General features: G+C 47.0%; 17 protein-coding genes, 1 pseudogene and 1 riboswitch. Of the genes and pseudogenes, 6 read left to right on the top strand and 12 right to left on the bottom strand.

The window, feature by feature from the left end:
• The first annotated feature begins 78 nt into the window (after window positions 1-78).
• A complete protein-coding gene (gene dcuS, locus BLR64_RS20575; protein WP_090717009.1) occupies window positions 79-1,695 on the top strand; it encodes a DcuS/MalK family sensor histidine kinase in 1,617 nt (538 codons plus the stop codon).
• Window positions 1,692-2,414, top strand: coding sequence for a response regulator (locus BLR64_RS20570; RefSeq protein ID WP_090717008.1), 723 nt, complete (start codon window positions 1,692-1,694; stop codon window positions 2,412-2,414). Before dcuS ends, BLR64_RS20570 begins: the two co-directional genes overlap by 4 nt.
• A gap of 94 nt (window positions 2,415-2,508) precedes the next feature.
• On the opposite strand, the gene BLR64_RS20565 is transcribed toward BLR64_RS20570, so the two are convergent.
• Both BLR64_RS20565 and BLR64_RS20560 read right to left on the bottom strand, forming a co-directional pair.
• Complete coding sequence (locus tag BLR64_RS20565; RefSeq protein WP_090717006.1) at window positions 2,509-3,237, bottom strand: ThuA domain-containing protein; 729 nt, start codon at window positions 3,235-3,237, stop codon at window positions 2,509-2,511.
• 15 nt (window positions 3,238-3,252) lie between these two features.
• Window positions 3,253-4,302 carry a Gfo/Idh/MocA family protein gene (locus tag BLR64_RS20560; RefSeq protein ID WP_244157790.1) on the bottom strand — a complete coding sequence of 350 codons (1,050 nt, stop codon included), beginning with the start codon at window positions 4,300-4,302 and terminating at the stop codon, window positions 3,253-3,255.
• A 130-nt stretch (window positions 4,303-4,432) separates the two neighbouring features.
• On the opposite strand from BLR64_RS20560, the gene BLR64_RS20555 reads away from it, so the two are divergent.
• On the top strand, window positions 4,433-5,332 hold the full coding sequence (locus BLR64_RS20555; RefSeq protein WP_090717002.1) for an AraC family transcriptional regulator: 900 nt from the start codon (window positions 4,433-4,435) through the stop codon (window positions 5,330-5,332).
• Between the two features lie 62 nt (window positions 5,333-5,394).
• On the opposite strand, the gene BLR64_RS20550 is transcribed toward BLR64_RS20555, so the two are convergent.
• The 7 genes from BLR64_RS20550 to BLR64_RS20520 form a co-directional block, all read right to left on the bottom strand.
• Window positions 5,395-7,023: a glycoside hydrolase family 13 protein gene (locus tag BLR64_RS20550; RefSeq protein ID WP_090717000.1), complete on the bottom strand. Its 1,629-nt coding sequence runs from the start codon at window positions 7,021-7,023 to the stop codon at window positions 5,395-5,397.
• 98 nt (window positions 7,024-7,121) lie between these two features.
• Entirely contained in the window at window positions 7,122-8,696 is a 1,575-nt protein-coding gene (locus BLR64_RS20545) for an ABC transporter substrate-binding protein (protein ID WP_090716999.1), read from the bottom strand.
• Between the two features lie 80 nt (window positions 8,697-8,776).
• Window positions 8,777-9,655: a carbohydrate ABC transporter permease gene (locus BLR64_RS20540; protein ID WP_090716997.1), complete on the bottom strand. Its 879-nt coding sequence runs from the start codon at window positions 9,653-9,655 to the stop codon at window positions 8,777-8,779.
• Window positions 9,656-9,667: 12 nt separating this feature from the next.
• Window positions 9,668-10,597 (bottom strand): ABC transporter permease, encoded by a 930-nt coding sequence (locus BLR64_RS20535; protein WP_090716996.1) that lies wholly within the window; start codon window positions 10,595-10,597, stop codon window positions 9,668-9,670.
• A 75-nt stretch (window positions 10,598-10,672) separates the two neighbouring features.
• The gene (locus BLR64_RS20530) at window positions 10,673-12,298 is read right to left on the bottom strand and encodes a response regulator (RefSeq protein WP_090716994.1); all 1,626 of its coding nucleotides are present in this window, start codon (window positions 12,296-12,298) and stop codon (window positions 10,673-10,675) included.
• A gap of 3 nt (window positions 12,299-12,301) precedes the next feature.
• Entirely contained in the window at window positions 12,302-14,053 is a 1,752-nt protein-coding gene (locus tag BLR64_RS20525) for a cache domain-containing sensor histidine kinase (RefSeq protein WP_090716992.1), read from the bottom strand.
• A gap of 119 nt (window positions 14,054-14,172) precedes the next feature.
• Window positions 14,173-19,284 (bottom strand): glycoside hydrolase family 66 protein, encoded by a 5,112-nt coding sequence (locus BLR64_RS20520; protein ID WP_090716991.1) that lies wholly within the window; start codon window positions 19,282-19,284, stop codon window positions 14,173-14,175.
• 404 nt (window positions 19,285-19,688) lie between these two features.
• Between BLR64_RS20520 and BLR64_RS20515 the strand changes: the two genes are divergently transcribed.
• Window positions 19,689-20,693, top strand: a complete 1,005-nt coding sequence (locus tag BLR64_RS20515; RefSeq protein WP_090716989.1) for a LacI family DNA-binding transcriptional regulator — start codon at window positions 19,689-19,691, stop codon at window positions 20,691-20,693.
• A gap of 110 nt (window positions 20,694-20,803) precedes the next feature.
• Here the strand turns inward: BLR64_RS20515 and BLR64_RS20510 are convergent, their stop codons facing one another.
• Window positions 20,804-21,064 (bottom strand): DUF4309 domain-containing protein, encoded by a 261-nt coding sequence (locus BLR64_RS20510; RefSeq protein WP_279615480.1) that lies wholly within the window; start codon window positions 21,062-21,064, stop codon window positions 20,804-20,806.
• A 95-nt stretch (window positions 21,065-21,159) separates the two neighbouring features.
• Here BLR64_RS20510 and BLR64_RS20505 point away from each other — a divergent pair, with 95 nt between their 5' ends.
• The gene (locus tag BLR64_RS20505) at window positions 21,160-21,888 is read left to right on the top strand and encodes an MFS transporter (protein ID WP_341833394.1); all 729 of its coding nucleotides are present in this window, start codon (window positions 21,160-21,162) and stop codon (window positions 21,886-21,888) included.
• Window positions 21,889-21,967: 79 nt separating this feature from the next.
• Here the strand turns inward: BLR64_RS20505 and thiC are convergent.
• A pseudogene (gene thiC, locus BLR64_RS20500) lies at window positions 21,968-23,659 on the bottom strand (phosphomethylpyrimidine synthase ThiC); the annotation flags it as partial.
• A gap of 144 nt (window positions 23,660-23,803) precedes the next feature.
• Window positions 23,804-23,918, bottom strand: a riboswitch (TPP riboswitch).
• A 174-nt stretch (window positions 23,919-24,092) separates the two neighbouring features.
• Here thiC and BLR64_RS20495 point away from each other — a divergent pair.
• Complete coding sequence (locus BLR64_RS20495; RefSeq protein WP_090716985.1) at window positions 24,093-25,031, top strand: VanZ family protein; 939 nt, start codon at window positions 24,093-24,095, stop codon at window positions 25,029-25,031.
• Window positions 25,032-25,341: 310 nt separating this feature from the next.
• Here BLR64_RS20495 and sigK read toward each other — a convergent pair whose 3' ends face one another.
• The gene (sigK, locus tag BLR64_RS20490) at window positions 25,342-25,908 is read right to left on the bottom strand and encodes an RNA polymerase sporulation sigma factor SigK (RefSeq protein ID WP_244157794.1); all 567 of its coding nucleotides are present in this window, start codon (window positions 25,906-25,908) and stop codon (window positions 25,342-25,344) included.
• Window positions 25,909-25,995 lie beyond the last annotated feature (87 nt).

Below are 25,995 nucleotides of genomic sequence, written 5' to 3'. Positions count from 1 at the left end.
CCTGTCCCTGACAGAAGAGCTAGGCTTGTTCAACTCATTTCTACTATTTCAAAGAACGTAACAGGAGGAAATATACTATTGGCCAAAGGAAAAAGATATGGTCTTAGAACAACGGTAGCAATCATGGTATCTGCCGTTGTAATTTTGGTGCTTCTTGTCTTATATATTATTTTCCGCAATCAGATCATTCCGCAGACCCGGCATGCACTGGAGGACAAGGCGATTACGATTGCCCGGACAATCGCTCTTATGCCAATGATTTCCGAGGGGCTAAAGGCTGGGAACAACAAGGAGATTCAAGCTTACACCTCCAAGATTACCCGCCGTAACGATATTATGTTTGTGGTGGTAATAGATATGAATAGTATCCGGTACTCACATGCTGATCCCTCCTTTGTCGGATACCCCTTTGCAGGGGGCGGGCAGGAATTGGCTCTAGCCGGACATGAAAGCATCTCGGAAGGAGCGGGACCCTTGGGCACTTCATTGCGGGGATTCGTTCCTGTCTATGATGGAAGAGGTCATCAGCTAGGAGCTGTTATCGCTGGTCTTTCCTTAGATAGGGTTGAGCGCCTGGTCCGGCTAAATGAATGGACGATTATTGCCATCCTGTTATCTGGAGCATTCCTTGGAGCAGGGGGCGCCTTTATCTTAGCAGATCGGATTAAGAAAATGATCTTTGGTATGGAGCCGGTGGACATTTCCAAACTACTGCAAGAACGCAGTGCTATGCTGGAGTCGATCCGTGAAGGAATCATTGCCGTTGATCAGGAAGCACGCACTACCATTATTAACGCAGAGGCGCAGAGGCTTTTAAAAGAGTCCGGTATTACAGGTTCTTTAATAAACCGGATGATTGCCGATTTTTGGCCGGAGCTGCAGCTAGAACGCATTCTAGCCAGCGGTGAAGGAAATCAGGATCAGGAGCTGGAACTGGGAGGCATATCGCTGCTTATAAGCAGTCTGCCGGTACGTGTTAACGGTGAAATAGTCGGGGCTATCATTACTTTTCGGGACAAGACAGAACTTGCTGTTCTGGCTGAACGGTTATCCGGTATCTCTGTATACGCAGATGCTCTAAGAGCAGGTGCCCATGAGTTCATGAATAAACTGCATGTTATTATGGGCATGACACATATGGGACTCTATGATGATCTTCAACAATATATTTTAGGAACTGTGGGCAACTATCAAAAAGAGATCGGATCGATAACAAAACAGATTAAAGACCCGGTCATGGCTGGATTCATTCTCGGTAAATTAAGCCGGGCGCGCGAAACGGGGATTGAGTTACTGCTTACAGAGGACAGCTATCTGCCCGAGTCTTCTGATCCGCATGTTATTCATGAGTTAATCACCATCACTGGTAATTTACTGGATAATGCATTAGATTCGCTGGAAGTATCGTGTGAGCACGGGAAGAAGAAGCGAATTGAATTGGCTTTTCACTATAAAGATAATCATCTAACATGCGAGGTTAGTGACAACGGCCCGGGAATACCTGTGGCACTGCAGGAGCAGATCTTTGTCCAGGGCTTCTCTACCAAGGGAGAGCACCGGGGGATTGGTTTATATCTGTTTAGTAAAAGTGTAGACAAACTGCAAGGACAACTTCACGTAACTGCTGCTGATAACGTTGGAACCACATTTATAGTCCATGTCCCCTATGGTGGAAAGGATGAATATAGCGAATGAACATAAAAGTACTGATCGTTGAGGATGATCCGATGGTAGCGAAGTTCAACCGCCATTATCTGGAGCAAATGAAAGGCTTCGAGTATGCAGGTTGTGCTGCATCGGGTGATGAGGCTGTAAAGATGCTGATGCACCAAGAAGTAGACCTTATCCTGCTGGATATTTATATGCCTCATACCAGTGGACTCCAGCTCCTCTCATCCATAAGGGAGCAAGGAAGCAAGACCGATATTATTGTGATATCAGCAGCCAGCGACAATGCAACGATCCGCAAAGCGCTGCAGAACGGGGCTGTTGATTACTTAATCAAGCCCTTTGAGTTTGCCCGTTTTCAAGCTGCTCTGAAGGCCTATCAGCAAGAATTCTACCTGATGCATACGGAGAATCTTAGCCAGGAGCAGCTTGATAAGCTGTTGCGTTATTCATTGGGGGCCGAGGAGGAGCCCTCCCCTGCTCCTCTAACCATCCCTAAAGGACTTGCCGAAAGCACACTTGAAAACATTTGGAATACGATTATTCAGCTTGAAAGTCCCCTATTTTCAACAGAAGATATCAGCACCCGGATTCCCATTTCGCGGATTTCAATCCGCAAATATTTGGCTTTTTTGACCGATGCCGGAATCCTTGAAATGGAGCTTAGCTACGGTTCTATAGGCAGACCGGTGTATAAGTATAGTGTTACACCGGCAGGCTATCTGAATATAAACAAATATATATAAGTCTGGTCGGGCTGCGGCGGGCTTCGTTCCCTTATTCGGGCGATAGCCCGTAGTTGCCTTAACCAGCCCTAATGGTGCCTATGGAGATGGTATTTTAAGGAATCAGCTCAAGTGGCGCTACGCGCCCGTATGAGACTTTGGCAAGGCTGCTTTTGGCTGCCCACCGGACGCTGTTACTGATAACTTGAAGAACCTCTGGCTGATGGTAGACCGGAAAAGTCTCATGCCCGGGTCTAAAGTAAAAGATGTTGCCCTGTCCGCGCTTGTAGCAGCAGCCGCTGCGGAACACTTCTCCGCCTTCGAACCAGGAAATAAAGATAAGCTCATCCGGTGCGGGAATCTCAAAACGCTCGCCATACATTTCTTCCTTTGGAATCTCAATATACTCTCCAAGCCCCTTGGCGATTGGATGGCCCGGTTCAATTACCCAGATCCGCTCCTTCTCGCCGTCATCACGCCACTTTAAGGCGCCTGTATTGGTACCCATTAAAGCATGGAATATTTTCGAATTATGTCCAGAGTGAAGAACGATTAATCCCATCCCGTTTAATACCTTTTTCCGCACCCTTTGCACAATTTCATCACTTACTTCCTCATGCGCCAAATGCCCCCACCATAGAAGTACGTCCGTTTGCTCCAGCACTTCACTGGTCAATCCATGCTCCGGTTCATCCAGAACTGCAGTACGCACCTCCATATCTTCTTGTGTGTTCAGATAGTTGGCCAGCACCGTATGAATACCTTCCGGGTATACAGCTTTAACCTCTTCATTATGTCTTTCGTGACGATACTCGTTCCAGACTGTAACTTTGATTGTAGACATGATATTTCCCCCTTGTTATATGAAAATCCACCGTTGTTCTTTTAATGAGACTAGGATTGAATCAATCGTATGCTGGTTTACATAGCCGTCTTCCATTGTGGCGTCGTATCCGTCGCCTTGTCCACTTACCAGATTAATAAAGGCTGTCATTTGATCCACCTGAAATACTGCAGGAATCTCTATTTTCCTGAATATCTCATCACCATCTTCAGCTAATTTAACGTATAGAGCATCCTCTTCCTCCAGGTTATACAGCACTGCTCCCCGTTCCCCGAAGATTTCTAACTGCTGAAAGTTTCCGCGGCCGAATGCAAATCTGGAGATGGACATTGTGGACGAGACACCTCCCTCAACCCTGGCAAGCACATGACAGAAATCATCAACATCCACTTCACCCTTACCTTCACCGTCAAGCAAAGGCCGCTCCTTGGTAATCGTTCCGGCATCTGCCATTACCCGTTCTACATTGCCTACAAGAAAACGCTGAAGATCGAGCAAATGCGAACCCAGATCTCCAAGTGCGCCCGAGCCGGACAGCTCCTTGCGGAACCTCCAGACCAGCGGAATCTGCTTATTCAGCCCCCAGCCTTGCAAATACTGGCCGTAAACATGTTTAATTTCGCCTAGCTTCCCTTGATCGATCAGCCATTTTGCATATCTTACCGCTGGCTTGTACCGGTAACTGAAACAGATCATATGCGGTAAGTCCGTCTCAGTCAGCAGGTCACGCAGTGCGGCAGCTTCCCGTGCATCCAGCGTCACCGGCTTCTCCAGAGCAAACGGCTTTTGCTGCTTGATGGCCTCACAGGCAATTTCATAATGGTTGTAGTTGGGCGTACCAATACTCACAGCCTCAAGCTCCGGGTCTGCCAGCATTTCTGTATAATTCAAGTACCTTCTTGATTCCGGGATCTTATATTGCTCCCCCCGGCTTGCCAGCACTTCCTCCTCACAATCACAAATCGACCACAAGACCGCTTCATCATTCGCCAGAAGACCGGAAATATGCATGTCTGATATTCCTCCAAGACCAATTACACCGACTTTCAGTTTTGCCAACTGCACCACCCTGCCTCTTATTAATATCGTTTGTAACACAATTAAAGTATAGTTTGTGCTAGAATAAACGAACATGGCGGAAAGATACCCTTTTTGTATAAAAACTACTTTTCACTTGCCTTAAGGAGGCGTAAATTTGTTTGCTATTAATACCGAAATGCTGCCGAGAATCAAACTGATGGGATTCGTTTCCTACAAGCAGCCCTGGATTCATTTTAAAAGAACAACAAACGAGTATGTGCTCTATTTCATCAAAAGCGGAGAACTTCATCTTACAGAGAACGGAACTCATTATAATCTAAAAAAGGGAGACATCCTAATACTGGAGCCGAATATAGAGCATGAAGGAACAGAAAAACATGTCTGCGATTACTACTTTATTCATTTTGAACATCAGGATATAAGCTTTGCTCTGGAGGGGGATTTGCTGACGATGGCCAGGCGCTTTATTCTGGAGGAGGAGACGCAGCAAACTGAAGGAAGCGATTTCATCTGTCATTTTCCGAAACACTTCAATTTGTCCAAAAACGTTCTGTCTCTCTCTTTTCAAGCAATGAATGAAATGCTAATGTTATATAGGAGAAAATATTTCAACCGCGGACTAACCGCTCTGAAATTTACCGAATGGCTTATTGAGGTGTCACGCGAGCATTTCATTGCTGCACTTCAAGATCAGGAGGGCAGCAATACCAAGCCCTTGATTAAAGTCCATGCCCTGCTGGACTATATTCACGAGCATTATACAGACAAAATTACCGGGCAGGAGATCGCCCATGAATTTGACTGCAATTACGACTATCTGAACCGCGTCTTCACCAAGCTGACAGGTCAGAGCATCATGCGTTATGTCAACCGCGTAAGGATCAATCATGCGAAAGAGCTGATTGAAGCCACGCATCTGCCGTTTGGTGAAATCGGCTATTTGACTGGTTTGGATGACCCTTTTTATTTCAGTAAAGTGTTTAAGAAGATTGTTGGAGTTACACCCTCACAGTATTACAAAGAGATACGGGGCCAGGTAACAGAATCCCATTAAAGAACAAAACCGTGGCAGCATCAGGTGTACCCGATGTTGCCACGGCCGGCGGTTAAAGCCTACTATAGTTTAACGGCGAATGCCTCGTACGGCTGCAATTGTAATTGACTGAAATCTACATCTTCTCTGGAATAGTTCGCGATGATAAGTTCTCCGGCCTGACCTATCCCTGGCAGTTTCAGCGCCACGGCCTCCCTGCTGAAATTGGCAGTGACCAGCCAGGTCTGGCCTTCGTACCGGCGGAAATACATGAACACTTGATCCGGCACACCCGTCACCAGTTCAAAATCACCCCATACAACGATCGGATTGTTCTTTCGCAGTTCGATTAATTTCCGGTAGCAGTGGAACACTGAATCCGGATCCTCTAGGTTCGCCTTCATGTTAATTTCTGTATAATTCGGATTTACAGGCAGCCATGGTTTTCCGGTTGTGAATCCTCCGTTAGGGCTAGCATCCCATTGAATCGGTGTCCGGGCATTATCTCTGCCCTTGGCATTAATGGAATGGATAATCTCTTCTCTGGTGTAGCCGCCTGCAAGCCGTTCATGATACATATTAATGCTCTCTATATCCTGCACTTCGCTGATCTCTTGCACCGGATAATTAGTCATTCCGAGCTCTTCGCCTTGGTAAATGTAAGGCGTGCCCTTCATTAGATGCAGCAGAATGGCGAACATCTTCGCGCTCTGCACACGGTACTGCCTGTCATCCCCCCAACGGGATACAATTCTCGGCAAGTCATGATTGTTCCAGAACAGGCTATTCCAGCCTTCGTTCCCCAGCTCCGTCTGCCATTTTGCCAGTACCTGCTTTAATTCATTTACAGCAAGCGGCTTCAAATCCCACTTTTCTCCGCCTTCCTGCTGATCCAGACCGATATGTTCAAACTGGAATACCATTGACAGCTCGTTCCGGTCCGGATTGGAATAAAGCTTCGCCGCTTCCGGTGTAGCCCCCCAAGTCTCTCCCACGGTCAGAACATCATGTTTGCCAAACGTCTCCCGGTTCATTTCCTGAAGATATTCATGCAGCTTCGGCCCGTTTCCTGTAATCTCCTGATCCGGTATTTTACCAACCAGATCAATCACATCCATACGGAATCCTCCGACCCCTTTATCCAGCCAGAAATTCATCATGGCCCATACCTCTTGCCGCACTTTGCTATTCTCCCAATTCAGGTCCGGCTGTCTGCGGCTGAACAAGTGCAGAAAGTACTGGCCGCTCGCTTCATCAAGCTCCCAGGCCGAACCGCTGAATGTTGAACGAAGGGAATTGGGAACTCCGCCGTTCACCGGATCACGCCAAATATAGTAGTCCCGGTACGGATTGTCTTTTCCCTTGCGGGCTTCAATAAACCATGGATGCTCATCCGAAGTATGATTGACAACCAGATCCATAATAATCCGGATGTTGCGGTTCCTGGCTTGTTCAATTAATTCATCCATATCCTTCATGGTTCCGAATTCGCTCATAATATCCTTATAATCACTAATGTCATAGCCGTTATCATCATTTGGCGACTTATAAACGGGGCTAAGCCAGATCGCAGTGATACCAAGCTGACCGAGATAGTCTAATCTGTTGATAATTCCCCGGAGATCGCCGATTCCGTCCCCGTCACTATCCTGAAAACTTCTGGGGTAAATCTGGTAGATAACCGCTGTCTGCCACCATTTCGTATTACTCAATGCAACCACTCCTATTGTTCTATTTATCTATAACTATAGACCAGAAATGAAAAGAGACATAACCGAAGGATTATGCCCCTTTGTCAGACCGATTCGTTCTATTTCTTCCCGTTTTCCTGAAGCCAGGCATCAAGCTGTTTTTGTGCTTCTGCAATCACCTTATCGGCTCCCGCTGCCTTTTGTTTCTCCAGCATTTTAGGCACAACCTCTTCCGGGTCCAATTGACCGGACTTCAGCCCGTCCACAAAGGTTTTATTGGCATTGTCGATTGAGATCAGTTCATTTTTTACCGGCTCCGGATCAAACACAAACCCGAAAATCCGGGAAGGGTTTGAAGAAATGTGTTCATTGAATTTTTCATAGTTCTGGTATTTATCCGGGTCTTCTCCTACACGGGTGTAGTTAAGCATCTGATTGCCTATTTGCCACATAATATCATGATAATAGCCGACGCTGTCTGTGGTTTGACCTTCCGGCAAGGCAATCTGGCCATCTTGCAGCACATAATGCTTCCCTTCAATTCCAAAGTTAAAGAGGGTCAGCAATTCCTTGTCTTTATAAAAGAGGTTAAGCAGCATCATAGCACGTTCCGGATCTTCTGAGCTTTTCGAAATCGCATACATGGTTGCTGTCATCTTTCCGGTCTGCAGACGGTCAATATTAAGAGGAATCTGCAGCATTTCACGCCCTGCCTTGATCGAACCATTCGGTGAGATAGCAGCTTTACCAATCTCCATATCAGCCAGAATGTCCATATCACCTACAAACGCGAACCCTTTCCCGGCCTGCATTTTCTTCCAGGCATCTAAACCGGGGGTAAGTGCATCCTTGTTAATATATCCCGCCTTGTACCATTTATTGGTCAGCTTGGCAAGCTCCATATAACGGGGAGTAGTGAATGAATTGATGACTGTATAATCATCAGCCGCTGTCCCTACGGTGTTAATAGCAGCGATACTTACAATAGAGTCCAGATTCGTAGATGAGTAGTAAGCCTCGAGCGGAAAGCTTGGTGCCACCAAAGGCGTAACCCCCGGTTCGTTCTCCTTGATGGTTTGGAGCATAGGCTCCAGGTCCTCGACTTTACCGGACTTCAGTGCAGTCAGATCAAAGCTGTATTTGTCCACAAGCTCTTTGTTCAAGTAAACACCTTGCGTGCCGCCCAGCTCCTGGTGAGTATGAATACCGTACAGCTTGCCGTCGCGTTTGGCCGGTTCGTGATAATCCTTCTCTACAGCTTCGATATCAGGACCGTACTTGGCGAGCAAATCATCAAGCGGCAGCAGCCCCCCTTTGGTAACCTGCTGCTGGAAGCCGAGCCAATCCGCCGTAAACAGCAGGTCCATCTTGTCACCGGAAGCCATCATCAGATTCGTTTTATCACTCCAAGCCCCCCAATCAATGGGATTCAGCTTGACCGTCATGTTCAATTCCGGATAGGTCTGCTTCAGATACTCATTCATCGCATCCTGAACCAGCTGATTGTCTTTTTGCGGCGCATCGGGGAAGACCATTACAACCTCGTAAGGCTTGAGCCCCGTGCTGGCTGCCCCTTCCGGCTGAGCTGAACCCGCTGGTGAATTGGCTGCATTATTTCCGCCGCACCCGGCTGCTACAACTGAAGTCAGCAGCAACGCTGCCAGCACAGCAGAACTCTTTTTTGACCACTTCATAAATAGTAGACCTCCCTGAAATTCTTCTATTCTCCTCTAAAACCTTTGCTAGCATATACTAATCCGGCATACTGCCGGGATCAGCCCTTTACAGCACCTACGGTAAGACCCTTTACAAAATACTTTTGCAGGAACGGGAACACCAGCACCAGCGGACCGATCGCAATCATTGCCATCGCCATGCGGATAGATTCAAGCGGTGTCGTAACCTGGGCGGTGGAGCTATAGGCCTTATTGGCGATCGTCTGCAGGAACGAAGCGTTCATTAAGGTCTTGGTCAGCAAATACTGCAGAGAGAACAGCTTCTCATTCTGGATGAAGACCAGGCTTGTAAACCAGTCATTCCAGTAGGATACAGTGGTGAACAGCCCGATTGTCGCCATAACAGGCAGGGACAGCGGCAGAATAATGCTGAAGTAGGTACGGAATTCTCCTGCACCGTCAATCTGCGACGAATCAATCAGGGAAGGCGGAATACTGTTTGTAAAGAAGGTCCGCATGATGATAACGTTGAAGCCGCCGATCAGGCCAGGGATGATTAGAGCCATTAAAGTATCCTGAACATGTAAAAAGCGGGTGTATACAAGATACCAGGGCAGCAAGCCACCGGAAAACAGCATCGTAATCAGAATGTAGAAGCTCAGAGCCCCCCTGAGCGGAAACTCTTTCCTTGATAACGCATAGGCCATTGCCGAAGTCACGAACAAGCTGACCACCACACCGATGATTGTTACCAGCGCAGACACACCATAGGCCCGCAATATTTTCTCGGCATCTTCAATTAAATACTGATAAGCGACAAGGCTGAATTTGCCCGGCCAGAAGCTGTATCCATGAACAGTTACCCAGTCTTCGTCAGCAAGTGATATCATAAGCACCAGCCAGAACGGGATCAGGCACGCCAGGCTAAACAAGGTCAGAACAATAATGATGACGGGATTGGTTCTTTTTGAATTCATATTGATCTCCTTTTAGAATAGGGCATTTTCTTTGCTGACTTTACGGACAATCAGGTTGACAGTCACGACAAGTGTGAAGCCGACAACGGATTGCAGCAGTCCTGCCGAGGAGGCAAGTCCCGTATCGCCGGTGACCAATAATGCATTGTATACATAGGTATCGATAACTTCCGTTGTCTCTTTAATCATGCCGGATGCCATTGTCGCCTGATAAAACAGACCGAAATCAGCGTTGAAAATCCGGCCGATCGCCAGCAAGGTCATGATGATAATGATCGGAGCAATCAACGGGATTGTAATTTTCGTCATTTGCTTCCAGCGGCTTGCCCCGTCAATAACAGCAGCTTCATAATATTCGGAGTCAATTCCGACAATCGCTGCCAAGTAAACCACTGCCGAATAACCCACACCCTTCCAGGTGTTTACAATGGTCAAAATGTAAGGCCAATGCTGCGCTTCCGCATACCAGTTATTAGGCTCGAGCCCGAAGGGCTCCAGGATGAATTTATTGACGAAGCCCAGTTCCGGATTTAAAAACCCGTAAACAATATAGCCGACAATGACCATGGATATAAAATTGGGCAGGATCACCGTACTCTGGAAGAACTTGGACGCGATTTTATTTTTGACCTCATTAAGCATAAGGGCCAGCAGCACAGCCAGTATTGTATTGATTACTAAAAAGCTGATGTTATACAGCAACGTATTTCTGATGATCAGCCACGCGTCGTTGGAAGCAAACAGAAACTTGAAATTATCTAGTCCGATCCACTTGCTCCCCCAGATCCCGTCCGTATAATTCAGATCCTTAAAGGCCAGAAAAATCCCAAACATGGGAAGATAATTATTGATTAACATCAGCAGCACACCAGGCAGTGCCAGAACAATCAAGGCCCTGTACTTCCAAAAGCCTTTCCGTTTCAATCCTTTTTCCGAAGCCATAGTTCCACACCTTCTTATTGGGTTATGCCTTCATTATAAGAAGTTGCCTGCCGCTGCTCTGCCGTTTTTATAACCTCAGTCTATTCGTTTTGTGACTTTACGGTATTCCTGGGGATTGACATCAAACTGCTTGCGGAACATCTTAGTAAAATGTGAAAAGTTACTGTATCCTACCTGTTGCGCTATCGCGCTGACCGGCAGATCCGTAGTATCCAGCAGCTCGCGGGTACGGTTCATCTTAACGGAAATCAGGAAATCGATGAGACTTTGGCCTGTTTCTTTTTTGAATAGCCTGGAGAGATACGCCGGATTCAATCCCACATAATCAGCGACAATATCTCTGGAAATCTCTTCTTCTACATTGTGCTGAATGTAGCGGATGGACCGCTCAATCACGCCCCCTTTTTCCTGCCGTTCAAACTCCGCTTCCATGACGGCTGATACCATTCCTTCTGCCCAATGCCTGTATTGAAGCAGTCCCCGGATGCGGGCGGTTGTCCAATCTGTAAACTTGGCTATACTGCCCGCATTAATGCCTCTGACCTGCAGGAAGTGATATATAATCTGCAGCGTATCCTGGTGCAATGCGTCCAAATGTCTCCCCTGAAAGCATGGATCAGCCTGCAATTTATCAGTCAGGTTATGGATAAACTGCACAGCAGACTCACGTTTTCCGGTTAGCATATAAGCAATTAAATCATCGAGCTCTATACCTTCCGACTCCGAGGACAGCGGCCCTTGGTCTTGAGGGATGTATATCAGCACCGATTGTGTCCGGGAAATGTTGTCACGCTCCATTGTTTTTAAGCTCTCGCACATGCCCGGCAGCTCTTGAAGGGATTTGAATGAACCGACATAACAGGTTACTATGCTGTAGAACATATCGTGGCATGCCTTAATAAAATGCTGTCCGGCAGCTGTGAGCTGCTGAATGCCAGGCTTCCCGGCTTGCCGCCCTCCTGCTTCCCTGCCTTTAGCATACAGCAGAATGAATAAAACCCCGTTTTTATCCGTAACGGCCTCACCCTGGTACTCCTCTGTGAAGAATTCTGCCGCCGCTTTTTTTACGGCATATTCCATAATTTCCTGATCTCGCGGGCTTAAGGGTTTATTCCAATTTTCAATACTGATCAGGATCGGCAACACCAGATCAGCAGGCTCTAACCCCACGCCGGCGCCTGCCAGCTCCCGTTCGAAAAAATCTCCAAAAGACAGAATGCTGCGGGACAACAAATCCTGCCAGAAACGCTCCACACGCTTCGGCTTCTCTTGCTGCCACAGATTCAGATACTTATGGTACATTTTATTGTAAGACTCGTACTCTTCTTTCTCACGGACAGCTGCAATCATCCCCGATACGGCAGACAACAGTTCATCTGTATCCACAGGCTTGAGCAGATAATCAAAGCTCCCGAGGTTAACTGCTCTTTTGGCATAGGAAAATTCGGAATGACAGGTCAGAAAGATCGTTTCCGTCCAGGGAGAGTGTTCTTTCACCCAGCCAACCAGCGAAAGCCCGTCTTCATCGGGCATTTCAATATCGCATATCAGCAAATCAATCTTTTTTTCATTTATTATTTCTCTGGCTCTGTCTGCTCTATTAGCCGTCACAACCTCTTCAATTCCAGCCTCGTTCCAGTTACAGCAGTAGAGAAGGCCCTCTACAGCAAATTGTTCATCATCCACAATCAATAATCGCATAGCTTATCGTTCTCCTTCTGCATATTCAATGGGTAGGATCATGCGCACCCGGAATCCGGACGGCTCATTCCCGCTAAAGTGAATGCCGGCACGCCCGTTATAGCGCATTGTCAGCCTCTGTTTCACATTCCAGATCCCGATATGACCTTCCTCAGTTCCGGGCGTGTAATCAAGAGCATTTAATTCCTGCAGTTTTTGGGTACTGCTGCCTTTTCCGTTGTCCGAAATATCAACAATCATGGTATCATTCTCTTCTTCAGAGCGGACTGCCGAGATGTTCAGACAGAACTTCTCTGTTTTTAAACTTATGCCATGAAGCATGGCGTTTTCTACAAAGGGCTGTATGATCAAGGACGGTATAACGGCGCTTCTAAGATCTTCGGCTACAGTAATCCGGAAATCGAAAGACTGCTGATAGCGCATCTTTTGTATTTCAAGATAATTGTTAAGATGCTCCATTTCTTGTCCTAAAGTTATGCTGTTCTCCTTCACCTGAAGCATAAAGCGGAAATATTGCACCAGATGCCGCACCGTCTTTTTCACCAGTTCATAACGCTGCAGGTCGGCAAGCTGAAATACAATATTGAGCGTGTTTAGAAAAAAGTGCGGATTAATTTGCATCTGCAGATGCTTCATCTCTGCTTTTTGCACATGTAACCGTTCCTCATATACATCAATTTTTAAATCTTGTATTTCAACAACCATAGAATTAAATGCCTGATTCAGTGCTTGAAACTCTAACAGGTTGGAAGACGGAAGCTGGGTCTCCATAGAACCTTTTCTTATCCGGTGGATTCCCCCAAGTAAATCCAGAATCGGACGGATAACCATGCGGCGAAAATAATACAAGTAGACCAGTAAAATGATCAAAATAAAAAAGGGGAGCACATTAATAATCATCTGGAAAATATTCAAGCCTTGAAGCAGCTCTGAGGCGGGGATGACCACGGAAAGATTGATTCCCAGAGCCGCTGACTGGCTGGACACAACGAATAATTTGACGCCTGCATGTGAGAAAGAAAACGAAGCATTCCGGCTCAGCTCCTCACGCGGCAGCTTGAAATCGTAATCCAATGCTTCTGAAGGACTGGTCAAGATATTCCCGTCATTATCCACGATAAGCACATCTCCGCCGGATTGCAGATTCAGATTGCCCAGCGGCGAACGTAAGGAGTCGATTCGGATAAGTGCGCCAATATAGGCAGGACTGCCCAGATCATTGCCGGCTATCCGGTTTAGATAGTAATCCCCTGCGATCTTGACGAGGGTCCATTTATATTGGAGCGATTCTAATTGATCTCTGTTATGAACCGTCTCTGTAATCGATGCCCGGACTTCATCCATATAATCTTCTGTCGTTCCCAGCACATTGGATAATGTCAGTGTATCGTTGACGCTGGAGTACAGATAGAACATGTCCACGCTGTGATAATAGGCCTGATAGGCTTGATTTCGTTGCATAAGTCCCATGCGCGCGAAAAAATATTCGGAATCACTCAGCCCCGGGGAAGTCAGCTCAAGAAAGTTCTCATCATGATCAACAATATCCACCAGATTAATCGTAATATCCCCGAGACTGCTCTCCATCATTTGCAGATTGGAGCTCACCAGGTTCTGATAAGATCTGGAAACCTGATCCAGAACATTTTGCTTGGCATAGTATCCCCCTGCAAAAAGTACAGTGAGCAGAGGAACCGTTATAGCGGCAAATAATTGAACAAGCCTTACACCCAGGGAATTTTTCCTGTTTTTCATAATGCATCCTTTCTGTGACCTGACGTAAAATAACCCCACAAAGTGGGGCTTTTAAATGGAAGCTGACTCAAAGGGCCACCTCGGTGACCCTAGAACGGCATGAGTAAACTACTGTTGCTCTATTCTAACAAATACGCTATGGCTTGTGCCGCTTCTGCCCGGGTTGCATTAGCTGCAGGTAAAAAGGTCCCATTGGTATAACCTTTCATCAATCCGGCAGATTGTACAATCTGAACCGCCGCTTGTGCCCAGGCTGAAATCTCTTTGCTGTCCCGGAAGGCTAATGTTGATTCCTCTAACCGGTCGGTGCCGCCAGCCTTTTTAAATGCGCCTGCCAGCATCACTGCCATCTCCTGGCGGGTTATCGGTTCATTAGGCGCAAATCGTTCCCTGCTTCTGCCGGTAATCAAGCCTGCCTGATATGCAGCAGCAATATCCTCCGCAAACCAGCTGTCTGCAGCAACATCCGTAAACGGAACGGGACGGTCAGCACTCATTTGAAGCGCTCTGACCAATAAGGCTGCAAACTGTGCGCGTGTGATCTTCGCCGAAGGAACGAAGGTATTCTCTGTTACTCCACTTATCACATGCTTTGCCGTTAAGGTATGAATGGCCTTGAACGCCCAATGCTCCACTGGCACATCATTAAATGTTTTGTCGTAAGCAAAGACGGTATACCGGCTGAAGTAATACAGCTCCGCGCTGATTTGCTGTGCCGCTGAATCTGCTCTGCTGCTGACATACTCCCACTTCTTGAGCGGTTCCTGGAAAGAATAGATACCCAGCAAATCCTTAAGCTCTCCTTCTCCACCAAGTTCGTCAAGCTTCAAGGTGAGCTGCACCGGGCTTCTAAAGGAATCCAGTCTGGATACGCCTTCGTTTGCCGTCGTCACTCCGAATTCAAATTCATAGACGGGTCCTGCTGAGATCCAAGGCTTCACATCCGGAAGAAAAGCATCCTTTGGCTCGAGCTTGTGAAATGTAATCTGAATGTTCGACTCGGCTGTCAGTTTCCCTTTGTTCGCTTCAAGAAGCTGAAGAACATGGTCCTGCATGAAATGCAGGGTGAACCTATTGCCTTGAAGCAGCAGGTTACCTCCTTGTAATCCCTCTATAGCAGAAACCGGAATGAGCATCCGATTGTACTTCTCCTCATTGACCGCAATAGTGATATTCCCATCGGCCGCCACGTTTAGGTCCTCAGCCTGCACGACAAGGGCCTCCCTTTCTGCTGCTGCCGGAGTTGGCGTAGCCGTATTCGAGGCAGTGCTTCCCGTTGATCCCGGCACAGCAGTAGCTGCTGGTGTTGGCGCAGCGGTTACTGCCGGTGCCTCGGTTGGAAGACCGGGTTCTTCACTGCTGAAGATAGGCTGTACTGTTACTGTCTCCGGGTCTTTGTCGATATAAATCATTGTCCAATACTGCAGAGAAGACAGTTTAATCAGCAGCTTGTCACCATCCCAGGAATACTCCAGCTCTTGTGACAGGCCGTGCCCGGCGTCAGGCGTAGCGGCATAGACCTTCAGTTTCGGTGCTTCTTTCTGCGTAATCCCGATATCGTATGATACTTCCAAGGAGTGGAGGACCGCCGGCTCATTGGCTGCATTTCTCCAGTTACTGTCATTGTTAAACAAATTGATCAGATGCAGTACGTCATACCGTTCAAAGCCTGGATTCGTGTCATTTTTTCGGGCGGTTGCCCAAATTGTATTCTCCGTTCCGTCTTTGCTTATTGCCAGCTTACCGCCATCAGCCTCTACGGAAACCATTGCCAATGAATCGGCTGTGCTGCCGAATAGCAGGTTTTCATAGGCTGCATTAAATTTATAATATTCCTGCATGGATTCCTTGGTGGAGGCCAGCATTTTTTTGCTGCGGTTCGGATAATATTCATGGGCCAGCATGTTCGGGCCTTCCGATTGCTGCTCGGCTGTTCCCAGTTCAATATGAGTAGCACCCATCGATGCCAGCCCGGCATCCATCAGCCGTACAGACGGCTCGTTGAAATAACCCGCCGTTACCCCACGCAGCTGGATCGTTCCGGCGATATCGTCCGCTTCCATACGAAGGGTAACGGTATGAATGCCCGCTTCCATGTGTGGAATAATCACATAGCCGTCCCCGCTGTACTTCTCACTACTCTCTGTGCTATCCAATCCGATCTTCAGCTCCTTGCCATGTTCATCCTTAGCGCGCACACCGTCAATATAAACTGAACGGGTCGTTAAACCGCCCGGATTGGAATATGTGAAGATCAGACTTTGCTCCCCCGATTGAGGGATGTTCACCGGATAGGTTACCTGCTGGCCGGCTTCGCCAAAATTCAGTACGGTATCCTTATAGAGTGAGAACGGCGATTCCGTGTTTGTACTTTCAGCTTCATAGCTGCGGGTTACAGCGTCCGGGTCACCGGATAAGGTAATGTTCAGCTTATCCAGCCTGATCCCGCTGTCCTGGCCTTCCGGCATTTTAATAACAATGGTGTTTTCACCTTCTGCCAGCGGGATGCCTTTAACTGCCGCTTCTTCCCAGCGGGAGCCGGTGGTTGGCGCAAAGTTTACTGGAGTTCCCGCGTCATTGTTAACATATACGCTGCGGCTGACGGTCACTGCTCCCTGGGCATCATTTTGATAAATCCAGCCGAGATCATAGAGGCCTGACTGCATTGTATTTACTGTAAAAGCCAAGCGGTCATTGACATTATTGAAATCGGAGGCATACCCGGTTATAGGAACTACTCCTCCTGCCACTTCAGCTCCGCCGGTACTGTATTCGAACCCTCCGGCCATAATCCCGCCAACATTGGTATATTGTCCGCTGGATTCCATCTTCAGCGTAACCTTCTGGTATCCCTTCTGGAGCGGGACTGACACTTCAAGGGGCTGCATGGTACCGCTCCAGCCGCCGGCTGTTTTGGGGAACGTAATATTCTGCGCCTGCGGAGCCGGCTCCCCGTCCACCAGTACCGACATTACAGGATCATTCTCTCCATGATACAGGACCGTAATCTTGTCCAGCGGACGGTCTGCATATACATTATAGGTGACCGTCTGCCCGGTCTGTCCGAAATTATCCGTCTTGCTCTCACTGTAATTCATGCTGTTGGTTTGCGGGATATCCGCATACAGCGTGTAGTATTTCTGTGTGCCGACAGTCATATATTGGAGCTTGATACCCAGATCATTTGTAGAGGATTTCAGGGTTATCGTGTTATCGCCTTCCTTCAGATGAACAGTCTGCAGATTGTTCATCACGGAGAACTTATCCCATGTTCCCACACCGGCAAATGTAACCTCTCCCTGAGGCACATCATTAACAAGCAGCTCACGTTTCACCGCCTGCCAATCCGAAGCAAAGCTGAATCCAAGCGGATAATCTCCTTCAGCAGGAACGTTCACCTGGAACTTCACGTAATCGCCTGCGGTATCAAAATAATACACATTGCTGTACTGATCCACAATTACAGTATCCAGCTTGGCATCTACCGCCTCGTAGCGTTCGTTAATCCCTTGGCCCTGCACCTCCAGGCTCGCGAGATTAAGCCACTGGTTATTGGTGTTCAGCGTGAGTTTAACTGAATTTTCACCCTTCTTCAGCGTTGCTGCCACTGTAGCTTGCGCAGTCGGGTTCCCCCATCCCGTATTGGCTTCAAAGGGGATGGCTGCCGCAGCAATTTCATCGTTAACAATCAGCTTGCCTTCCGGAGCACCGGAGCCATTGCCCTGCCCGTAATTGAGAACAAGCGTATACAGACCGTCTGCGGGTGCATTTACTGTAAACGTCACCGCATCCGTATCTTTGCGTCCAAAGTTGCCTACCCAACCGTAAGCTTTGGTGATCCGGGACTGGTAATCCAGCGTTACCGGAACATCCAGCGCTTCCGTCCCCCGGGTCGGCAGACCTGTAGCCTCCTTATAGTTCATATAGCCGGCAATAACCATTGCTTTGCCGCCGTCTTTCTCCTGGGTATCTTCCACAACCTTCTGGATATCGCGGTAATGGTTGCGGTCCTGCCAAATCTCACTGTAGTCGAAATCGGTTTTCGTATCCGGATTAGGAACAGCGCTATATTCGGTATTGCCTCCCACCATATTGAATGTAACCTTGCTCTTATCGGGATTATTTGCAAGCAAAGAGTCCTTAACCGAGTTAATCAGCTGGCCATAATCGAGAGAATAGTAACGTTTGTTGCCGTTATAGTCATACAGAAAATTATTGTCATTTGCTCCCCATTGGTCCAGGTGGATGCCGTCGAACCCAAAGGTGTTAATAGAACGGTCAAATTGTCTGGTGATATAATCCTGCCAGAATTTGTTGCCCGGGTCTTGCAGGAACAGAGAGGTTGTCTTCCCGTTCACATCAAAGGTATAGCCGTTTTGGTCTTTTTGCGGATTATTTAGGTCAAGCTGAGCACTGTTATAAAGTCCCCACTCCGGGCTGACGCCAAAATCTTCATAGTTCTCACGCGCCGCATAATTCATCTGATAGGCCATAGCTGCAGAGCCGTATTTCTGGGCGGCCTCTACCTGCTGCTTAACACTCAAGGGATACAGCGAACGGCCCAACAGATCCAGGTAGTGCGTATCTGCATTAATATCTTCATCGATAAAGTTTCCATCCGCATCTGTCAGCGGCTGTCCATTCTCATCGGTCTTGGAATACACCGAAACATCATGACGCCACATCCAGTCATAGAACTGGTAGGCATTAATGTAGTAGTCCTGAGACAATTCTCTGAGCTTGGAGTCACTCTCTTCCGCCGTTTCCTGCGGGAAATCCGCTACATATCCGTATCTTGGGAAATGCGTCCAATCACTTGAAACATCGATGGCTGCAGTTGCATAGTCCGTTGGTACAGCTCCCTCGATCCAAGCTTTTGCCGTATACCCACGGAAATCCTCAGCCGGAGGTGTCCAGCCCACTGTAAGCTTGTTGCTTCCTTCCTGCAGAACCGTCAGAGCTTTGCTGCCTTCAGCGACCAGCGTATTCAGCTGATAAATCTGCAAATGCAGCTTGCCGCTCCAATCGGCAGATTGATCCAGGGTCAAGATCAGTTCTGCGGCCTCACCCGGAGCGAAGCGGGCCTTTGAGGGCACCATCTTTAGTATTTTTGGATTCACCTCACCTGCCGGCTCCGCCTGAGCCGTTCCACTCCGGGTATAGCCTGATGTAACCGTTTGAACAAGCAACAGCATTAAACAGAGATACAGAACAGTTTGTTTCCTGACCATAAGACCGCTCCTTCATACTCATAATTTTGAACACAATGCTGCCAAGACTGGATACGGATGTTGGCTTTTAAAGAGGTACAGCTTTTAAAGTGTTACAGCTTTCAGAAAGGATGTCAGGGTAACGTAAACGTTTACTTAAATGGGTAAAAATTATCTTTTACTGAGATATCCCCTGCCCTGTCCGAAAAAGATTTATTGCCGATTCGAAGCATTTCATCACTCTCCGCTTGAAATTCGCAATACGTAAACGCTTACTATAAAGTATCCCGTTTATTTTTTCTTGTCAATGCTTACTTTTCTAACACATGAACGTTATTGACAAAATATATGTTAGGACTTATATTCTTCGTAAACGTTTACTTTATTTTAGTTAACATACCGCTAACCGATAGGCAGGAGATTACATGAATCCCACGATTAAAGACGTTGCCCAGAAGGCGAATGTTTCCATCGCCACAGTCTCGCGAGTGCTGCATAACCTGGGCGGCTATTCCGATAAAACGAAGCAAAAGGTTGACCGGACCATTAAAGAGCTGAAGTATCAGCCGAATGCAATCGCCCGGGGACTGATTAACAAGCGTACCCAAACCATCGGCGTGTTGTTTCCTGATGTGTCGAGTGCCTTCTCTTCCGAACTCTTGCATGGAATCGACGAGTTCGTTCATAACCACAATTACAGTGTAGTGGTCTGTAACACCGATCAGGACGGCAAACGCACACTAAAGTATCTGCAGCTTCTGCGCGAGAAGCAGGTTGACGGGATTCTTTTCTCCAGTGAAGTCCTCAAGAAAGAGTACTATGACCTGCTGGAAGACATGAGAGTGCCGGTGGTGCTGATCTCTTCCCAGACCGATTTCCCCAATATGCCTTACGTTAAGATTGATGATTTTCAGGCTGCCTATGATGCAGTGGATTATATGGTCACCAAAGGGCACCGCAGAATTGCCATGATCAGTGGAACCAAGGGCGATCCCATCGCTGGGACGCCAAGAATCGAAGGATACCGTAAAGCGCTGGAAGCTCACGGCATTGCTTTTAACAGCAGGTATCTATTCTATGGAGACTTCATGTATGAAAGCGGCGGCAGAGCCATGAAGTCAATATTACAGAAAGCACCGGAGGTAACCGCTGTATTTGCCGCCAGTGACGAGATGGCAATCGGTGCTCTTTCCACGGCTACACAGCATGGCCTGAACGTACCCGAGGACATCTCCATCATGGGATACGACGATCTCCGGTTAGCCCGGATGGTTAATCCGCCATTGACTACAGTGAGGCAGCCGCTTCATGACATTGGAATGATCGCTTCCGGGAAGCTGATTGATATGATTGAATCAGGGGAAATCGCCCAGAGTCAAATCTGTGCTCATTCCATTGTGGAAAGACAAACGGTTAGAAACATTACCTGAGTTTTTGAATGAGTAAGAGCAGCATCTGATAACTTAATAACAAGAAGCGGCTCATCCGGAGATGAGCCGCTTCTTGTATACTTTTCTGCTTGATCAGAAACCAGAACCCCTTACCCCTTGTGCGTCAGGTTAATGTGGTCCAGATCTGTCGGGTTATTGAAAATAAACTCCAACTGGAAGCTGCCGCGAACATAAGTCACTTTTTTCTGAGTTTGTTTTCCGGTTTTGAATGTGGCCGACTTGTTCGGTGCTCCCCATACGTGGACAAGCATGGCAAGCGAAATACCGCCGATGTTCGTCTGGCGTTCTACGTTCGTGCCGAAATATCTCATTTCACGAATCTTGTTCAGCGTCTGGACCGCATACCCTATCTGATGGTATTGGCGTTCCCGTATACAGCAACAGCAGCAAAGGAAAAGGCGGTGTCATTTCGCTGCTTCCAGACTATTCCTTTAATGCGCCGTCGTTGTCGAGCAAAGAGCAAAAGGATGTTCCGGTGGCGTTGCTCGAGCTGAGGGTTTTTCGTTCCAGACAATTTACCCTTGGGATTCTGGTACAATGGGTTTTACAGCTTGCTTTGTTCGGCATGATTTTCGCCGTTCCGTATTTCATGCAGCGGCTTATGGGAATGAGTGCTTTTGAAGCAGGCTTCTGGTCGTTGCCCCAGGCCATTGCTTCCGGTATCATGATGCCGTTCAGCGGACGTTTATTCGACCGGGCCGGCGCACGCCCTCTGGTGGTCGGAGGCTTGATTCTCATAACGGCTGGCGCCTATATGTTCTCTATGATCGACCCAAGCGACAGCTCGTGGACTTTCCTGCTTCCGCGAATACTGCTGGGACTCGGTTCCGGCATGTCTTTCATCGCATTGAATACACATTTGATCCAAACTGCGCCTAAGGAGCTGGTCGGAAGAGTCACTTCACTGACAAGTGCCGCCCAGCAGGTCGTTTCATCCTTCGCTATCGCAGGATTGACAACGTTCCTTGTCAGCCGTACCGATTATTATGCGAGCCATGGCGAGGCACCAGTGCCAAATGCGATGACGCATGCCTTTCACAACACCTACCAATTACTCGCCGTCATTGCAGTGGCCGGGATATTGCTGGCTGTCACATTAAAGCGTCCCGCGGCCAAGAATGAAGGCCTAACACCTGATGAAGCAAACAAAACTCATGTGATTATAATGGAGTAGCTATCAGGAAGAGAGAAAACTATTAAATAGGCTAAGTTATTGATATAGAAGTCCACCAGATTTTTTAAATTCTTCGGATTTTGCCGTAGTTACGAATATCTTGAGAAATTCTCATACTGCAAAATTTAGGACCACACATAGAACAAAAATGCGCTGTCTTCGCTCCTTCCACCGGGAGAGTTTCATCATGATATTCCAAGGCGCGTTCAGGATCTAACGATAAGTTAAATTGATCCCTCCAGCGGAATTCGAAGCGCGCCTTGGATAAGGCATCGTCTCTTTTTTGAGCGCCAGGATGGCCTTTAGCCAAGTCTGCAGCATGTGCTGCAATTTTATACGTAATGACACCTTCACGAACATCATTTTTATTAGGAAGCCCTAAATGTTCTTTCGGAGTGACATAACACAACATCGCTGTTCCATACCATCCAATCATGGCCGCACCGATTGCAGAGGTAATATGATCATAACCAGGTGCTATATCTGTAGTGAGCGGTCCCAGGGTATAAAACGGCGCTTCTTTACATGCTTCTAGTTGTCTGTCCATATTTTCTTTAATAAGATGCATTGGAACATGCCCTGGACCCTCAACCATGACCTGGACGTCGTGCTTCCAAGCAATCTCGGTAAGCTCACCAAGTGTTTCTAATTCAGCGAATTGCGCTTCATCGTTTGCATCTGCAATCGAGCCCGGGCGTAGTCCATCTCCTAATGAAAAAGCAATATCATAGGTCTTCATAATTTCGCAGATTTCTTCAAAATGCGTATACAGAAAATTTTCCTGATGATGATATAAGCACCACTGAGCCATTATAGCCCCTCCGCGTGATACAATTCCGGTTACACGTTTCGCTGTTAACGGGATGTATCGCAAAAGAACACCAGCATGGATGGTAAAATAATCTACGCCCTGCTCGGCTTGCTCAATTAATGTATCACGGTAAACCTCCCAGGTAAGATTTTCAGCTGCACCATTTACTTTTTCGAGCGCCTGATAAATGGGAACTGTTCCAACAGGGACAGAGGAGTTGCGGATGATCCACTCACGTGTAGTATGAATATTTTTGCCGGTGGATAAATCCATTATCGTATCAGCACCCCAGCGTGTTGCCCATGTCATTTTTTCAACTTCCTCTGATATAGAGGACGAAACTGCAGAATTTCCAATATTAGCATTGATTTTCACATGAAAGTTACGTCCTATAATCATTGGCTCAATTTCGGGATGATTAATATTAGCCGGGATAATTGCACGTCCACTTGCCACTTCATCACAAACAAACTCTGGGGTCATATTTTCTCTGATAGCGATAAACTCCATTTCCGGAGTAATAATTCCTTTTTTGGCATAATGGAGCTGTGAGACATTGCTTCCTTTCTTTGCCCTTAACGGTTTTCGATCGGATCGAGGAAAGACATTAACATTAGCACGGGGATTGTTGTTGTCTTTATAACCATTATCTTCAGGCTTAACTTTCCGTCCACCATACTCTTCAACGTCTCCGCGTTCTTGAATCCATGTACTGCGTACGGCAGGGATGCCTTTAGTAATATCTACAGTGTAATTTGGATCCGTATAAGGGCCGCTTGTATCATAGACACGAACAGGAAGATTTTCTTCTTCACCAAATGTACTGGATGTAGAACTTAACTCAATTTCGCGCATGGGGACTCTAATTTCAGGCCTTGTTCCTTCGACATACACCTTTTTACTGCCAGGAAAATTGGACATGAAGGAAATGTTGTTTTCGTTTAATGAGGATCTCGACATAAAAAAAATCTCTCCTTTGACTAATTATTAGTTGTGAAAGGGAGAGATCTGGAACCACACAGCATGTCCATTACCAATAAAATACATTAAAAAGCCGAGTTCATAAAGAAATGAACCCGGCTAATGTAAGCAGAAGTAATGTGCTTGGTTATTCTTTAACTTCCCCACGCTGGTATGAGCCAGATCAGGTCCCAAGGGTCAAGAAACTTCATTGCGTTTCATTCTCAGCCCAACTCATTGGACTCCCCTAGTTATATTTATTCAATTAATTGGCATTATACACGATGAGAGGGGGAAATGGAAGAGATAGTCCTTTTAAAATTCAAGCGATGATTTTGGGCAAGTCAAGTTAATCAAGCTAAGGGGTGGGGTTTCATGAAATCCTTAAGTAGGATATAGTAATAAGTGGAAAAATAGAGTGGAGGAGCTAACAATGGTCAAACAACGCAAGATTTTACTAACGGTAACCGTATTGTACACATTGCTTGTTCTTTATTTTATGTTCTTTGCTTTCGGCAGAGGAGAGACTTCAGATAACATTTCCAGATATACCTTTATTTTTATGCCCGAGAACTTCATTAGTTTGCCGTCTCCAGCTGATCTTCTGCATCCCAGCCTCATGAGTATGGTGGGTTTCGGAAACACTATTGCGTTTATTCCTTTTGGTATATTGATTCCATGGCTGTACCGTGTCAGCTTCGTCCGGTTCATCACATTATTCTTCATCGCGATTCTTGTGCTGGAAACGATCCAGGCCTTTACATTCCTGGGCAGCTTCGATATCAACGACGCTCTTCAGAATTCGATTGGAGCAGCCCTCGGTTTTGGGGCGTACAAGCTTGGTTTCCGTTACCGGAGCCTCGGGCGCAATCTGGTGGCAACAGCTATATCGGGTATGGTTCTTTTTATAGCTTTATGGGGATTAGGGGCGGCGGTAGACAAAATAATAACTAAAGTAGAGGGTCCGTTTGTGGCGATCACTGAATGGACGGACAACTCGGGCCATTTATCCACCGGAGACAAACCGGACAGTATTCAAATCAACGGACAGAAGATACCGCTCCGCTATAACCTATATGGCGCTGAAGGCGGAGATTCCAGAACGTTCACGTACAAGTCTGAAGGACAGACGATTTTCTCCTTCCATTACGGAAACCCCGAACCAACGGATTATTCCGGAGACATCCGGGCTACCCTGGACGGCAGAGAGATCTTGAACTATTCTGGAGAAGTGCAGCGTACTAATCCTGATTTGTTCCCGGGGTTATCCGAAATTCCGCTTGAACCGGGAGATGAACTGAAGATCACAATTGAGGGCGACATGAAAGCATGGGATGTCGGGTATACGCGGATGCAGTATATCTGGAATTGAGTGCTTTAAGGGATTTCGCCGCCATTTTATCATGAAATATACCTAGCGCTTGAGTTTTCAAGCGTTTTTTTTACTTTTGAGATCGGGATTTTCAGAAATCTGGTTATAACCTAGGCTGGTTGGTTGTCCGAATGGGTATTTTAAAAGAGCTAAAAGTCTGGAGAACGATCGGCTCCTCCACTTACCGAGTATAACGTTATGGAGGGAAGCTCAATCTCTTGGATTAATCTCCCAATTTATGTATGCCATAATTATTCCAGGTCATCCTAAAATCAAAAGCGACTCATCCGAAGACAAGTCGCTTTAATATTCACCGCTTCGCCTTATAAAACTCATGATAAAGCTTCATGAGCGCCCTTTTCTCTATCCGCGAAACATAACTCCGTGAGATCCCCAGATCCTTCGCAATCTCCCGCTGCGTCCTTTCTTCCCCGCCAGTGTCCAACCCAAACCGCCCGACCACGACTTCCTTCTCCCGCTCATCGAGAATATCGAGGTTTCGATATATCTTACTTTTCTCAATCTTCAAATCCACTTCTTTAATCACATCATCCGTTTCCGAGCCAAGGATATCAATCAAAGTGATCTCGTTCCCCTCTTTGTCTGTCCCAATCGGATCGTGGAGAGACACGTCTTTCCGTGTTTTTTTCAGCGAACGCAGGTGCATCAATATCTCATTCTCGATACATCGGGCCGCGAAAGTGGCAAGCTTTGTGCCCTTGTTCGGACGGTAGCTCTCAATGGCTTTGATCAATCCGATGGTACCAATGGAGATCAGATCCTCCATGTCTTCGCCGGTGTTATCGAATTTTTTGAGGTTATGGACACGATACGATGTCAAAAAAAATAACCCATCATAATCGTTCCTGATTTGAATTGGTTATTTTTACGTTCTGTATTCAATTTGTAATTGTCTATCGATTAATTGTGCCCATACAGGCATTTCATTTAAATAATATTTTAT

Source organism: Paenibacillus typhae (assembly GCF_900099765.1).
Classification (GTDB): Bacteria; Bacillota; Bacilli; order Paenibacillales; family Paenibacillaceae; genus Paenibacillus_AQ; species Paenibacillus_AQ typhae.
This window is presented reverse-complemented; position numbering and strand designations above follow the sequence as displayed.

Bases quoted from the DNA above. Each gene is read 5' to 3' on its own strand.
- BLR64_RS20570 (WP_090717008.1), top strand. From the start codon at position 1,692: ATGAACATAAAAGTACTGATCGTTGAGGATGATCCGATGGTAGCGAAG.
- BLR64_RS20565 (WP_090717006.1), bottom strand. From the start codon at position 3,237: ATGTCTACAATCAAAGTTACAGTCTGGAACGAGTATCGTCACGAAAGA.
- BLR64_RS20545 (WP_090716999.1), bottom strand. From the start codon at position 8,696: ATGAAGTGGTCAAAAAAGAGTTCTGCTGTGCTGGCAGCGTTGCTGCTG.
- BLR64_RS20540 (WP_090716997.1), bottom strand. From the start codon at position 9,655: ATGAATTCAAAAAGAACCAATCCCGTCATCATTATTGTTCTGACCTTG.
- BLR64_RS20535 (WP_090716996.1), bottom strand. From the start codon at position 10,597: ATGGCTTCGGAAAAAGGATTGAAACGGAAAGGCTTTTGGAAGTACAGG.
- BLR64_RS20530 (WP_090716994.1), bottom strand. From the start codon at position 12,298: ATGCGATTATTGATTGTGGATGATGAACAATTTGCTGTAGAGGGCCTT.
- BLR64_RS20525 (WP_090716992.1), bottom strand. From the start codon at position 14,053: ATGAAAAACAGGAAAAATTCCCTGGGTGTAAGGCTTGTTCAATTATTT.
- BLR64_RS20520 (WP_090716991.1), bottom strand. From the start codon at position 19,284: ATGGTCAGGAAACAAACTGTTCTGTATCTCTGTTTAATGCTGTTGCTT.
- BLR64_RS20515 (WP_090716989.1), top strand. From the start codon at position 19,689: ATGAATCCCACGATTAAAGACGTTGCCCAGAAGGCGAATGTTTCCATC.
- BLR64_RS20495 (WP_090716985.1), top strand. From the start codon at position 24,093: ATGGTCAAACAACGCAAGATTTTACTAACGGTAACCGTATTGTACACA.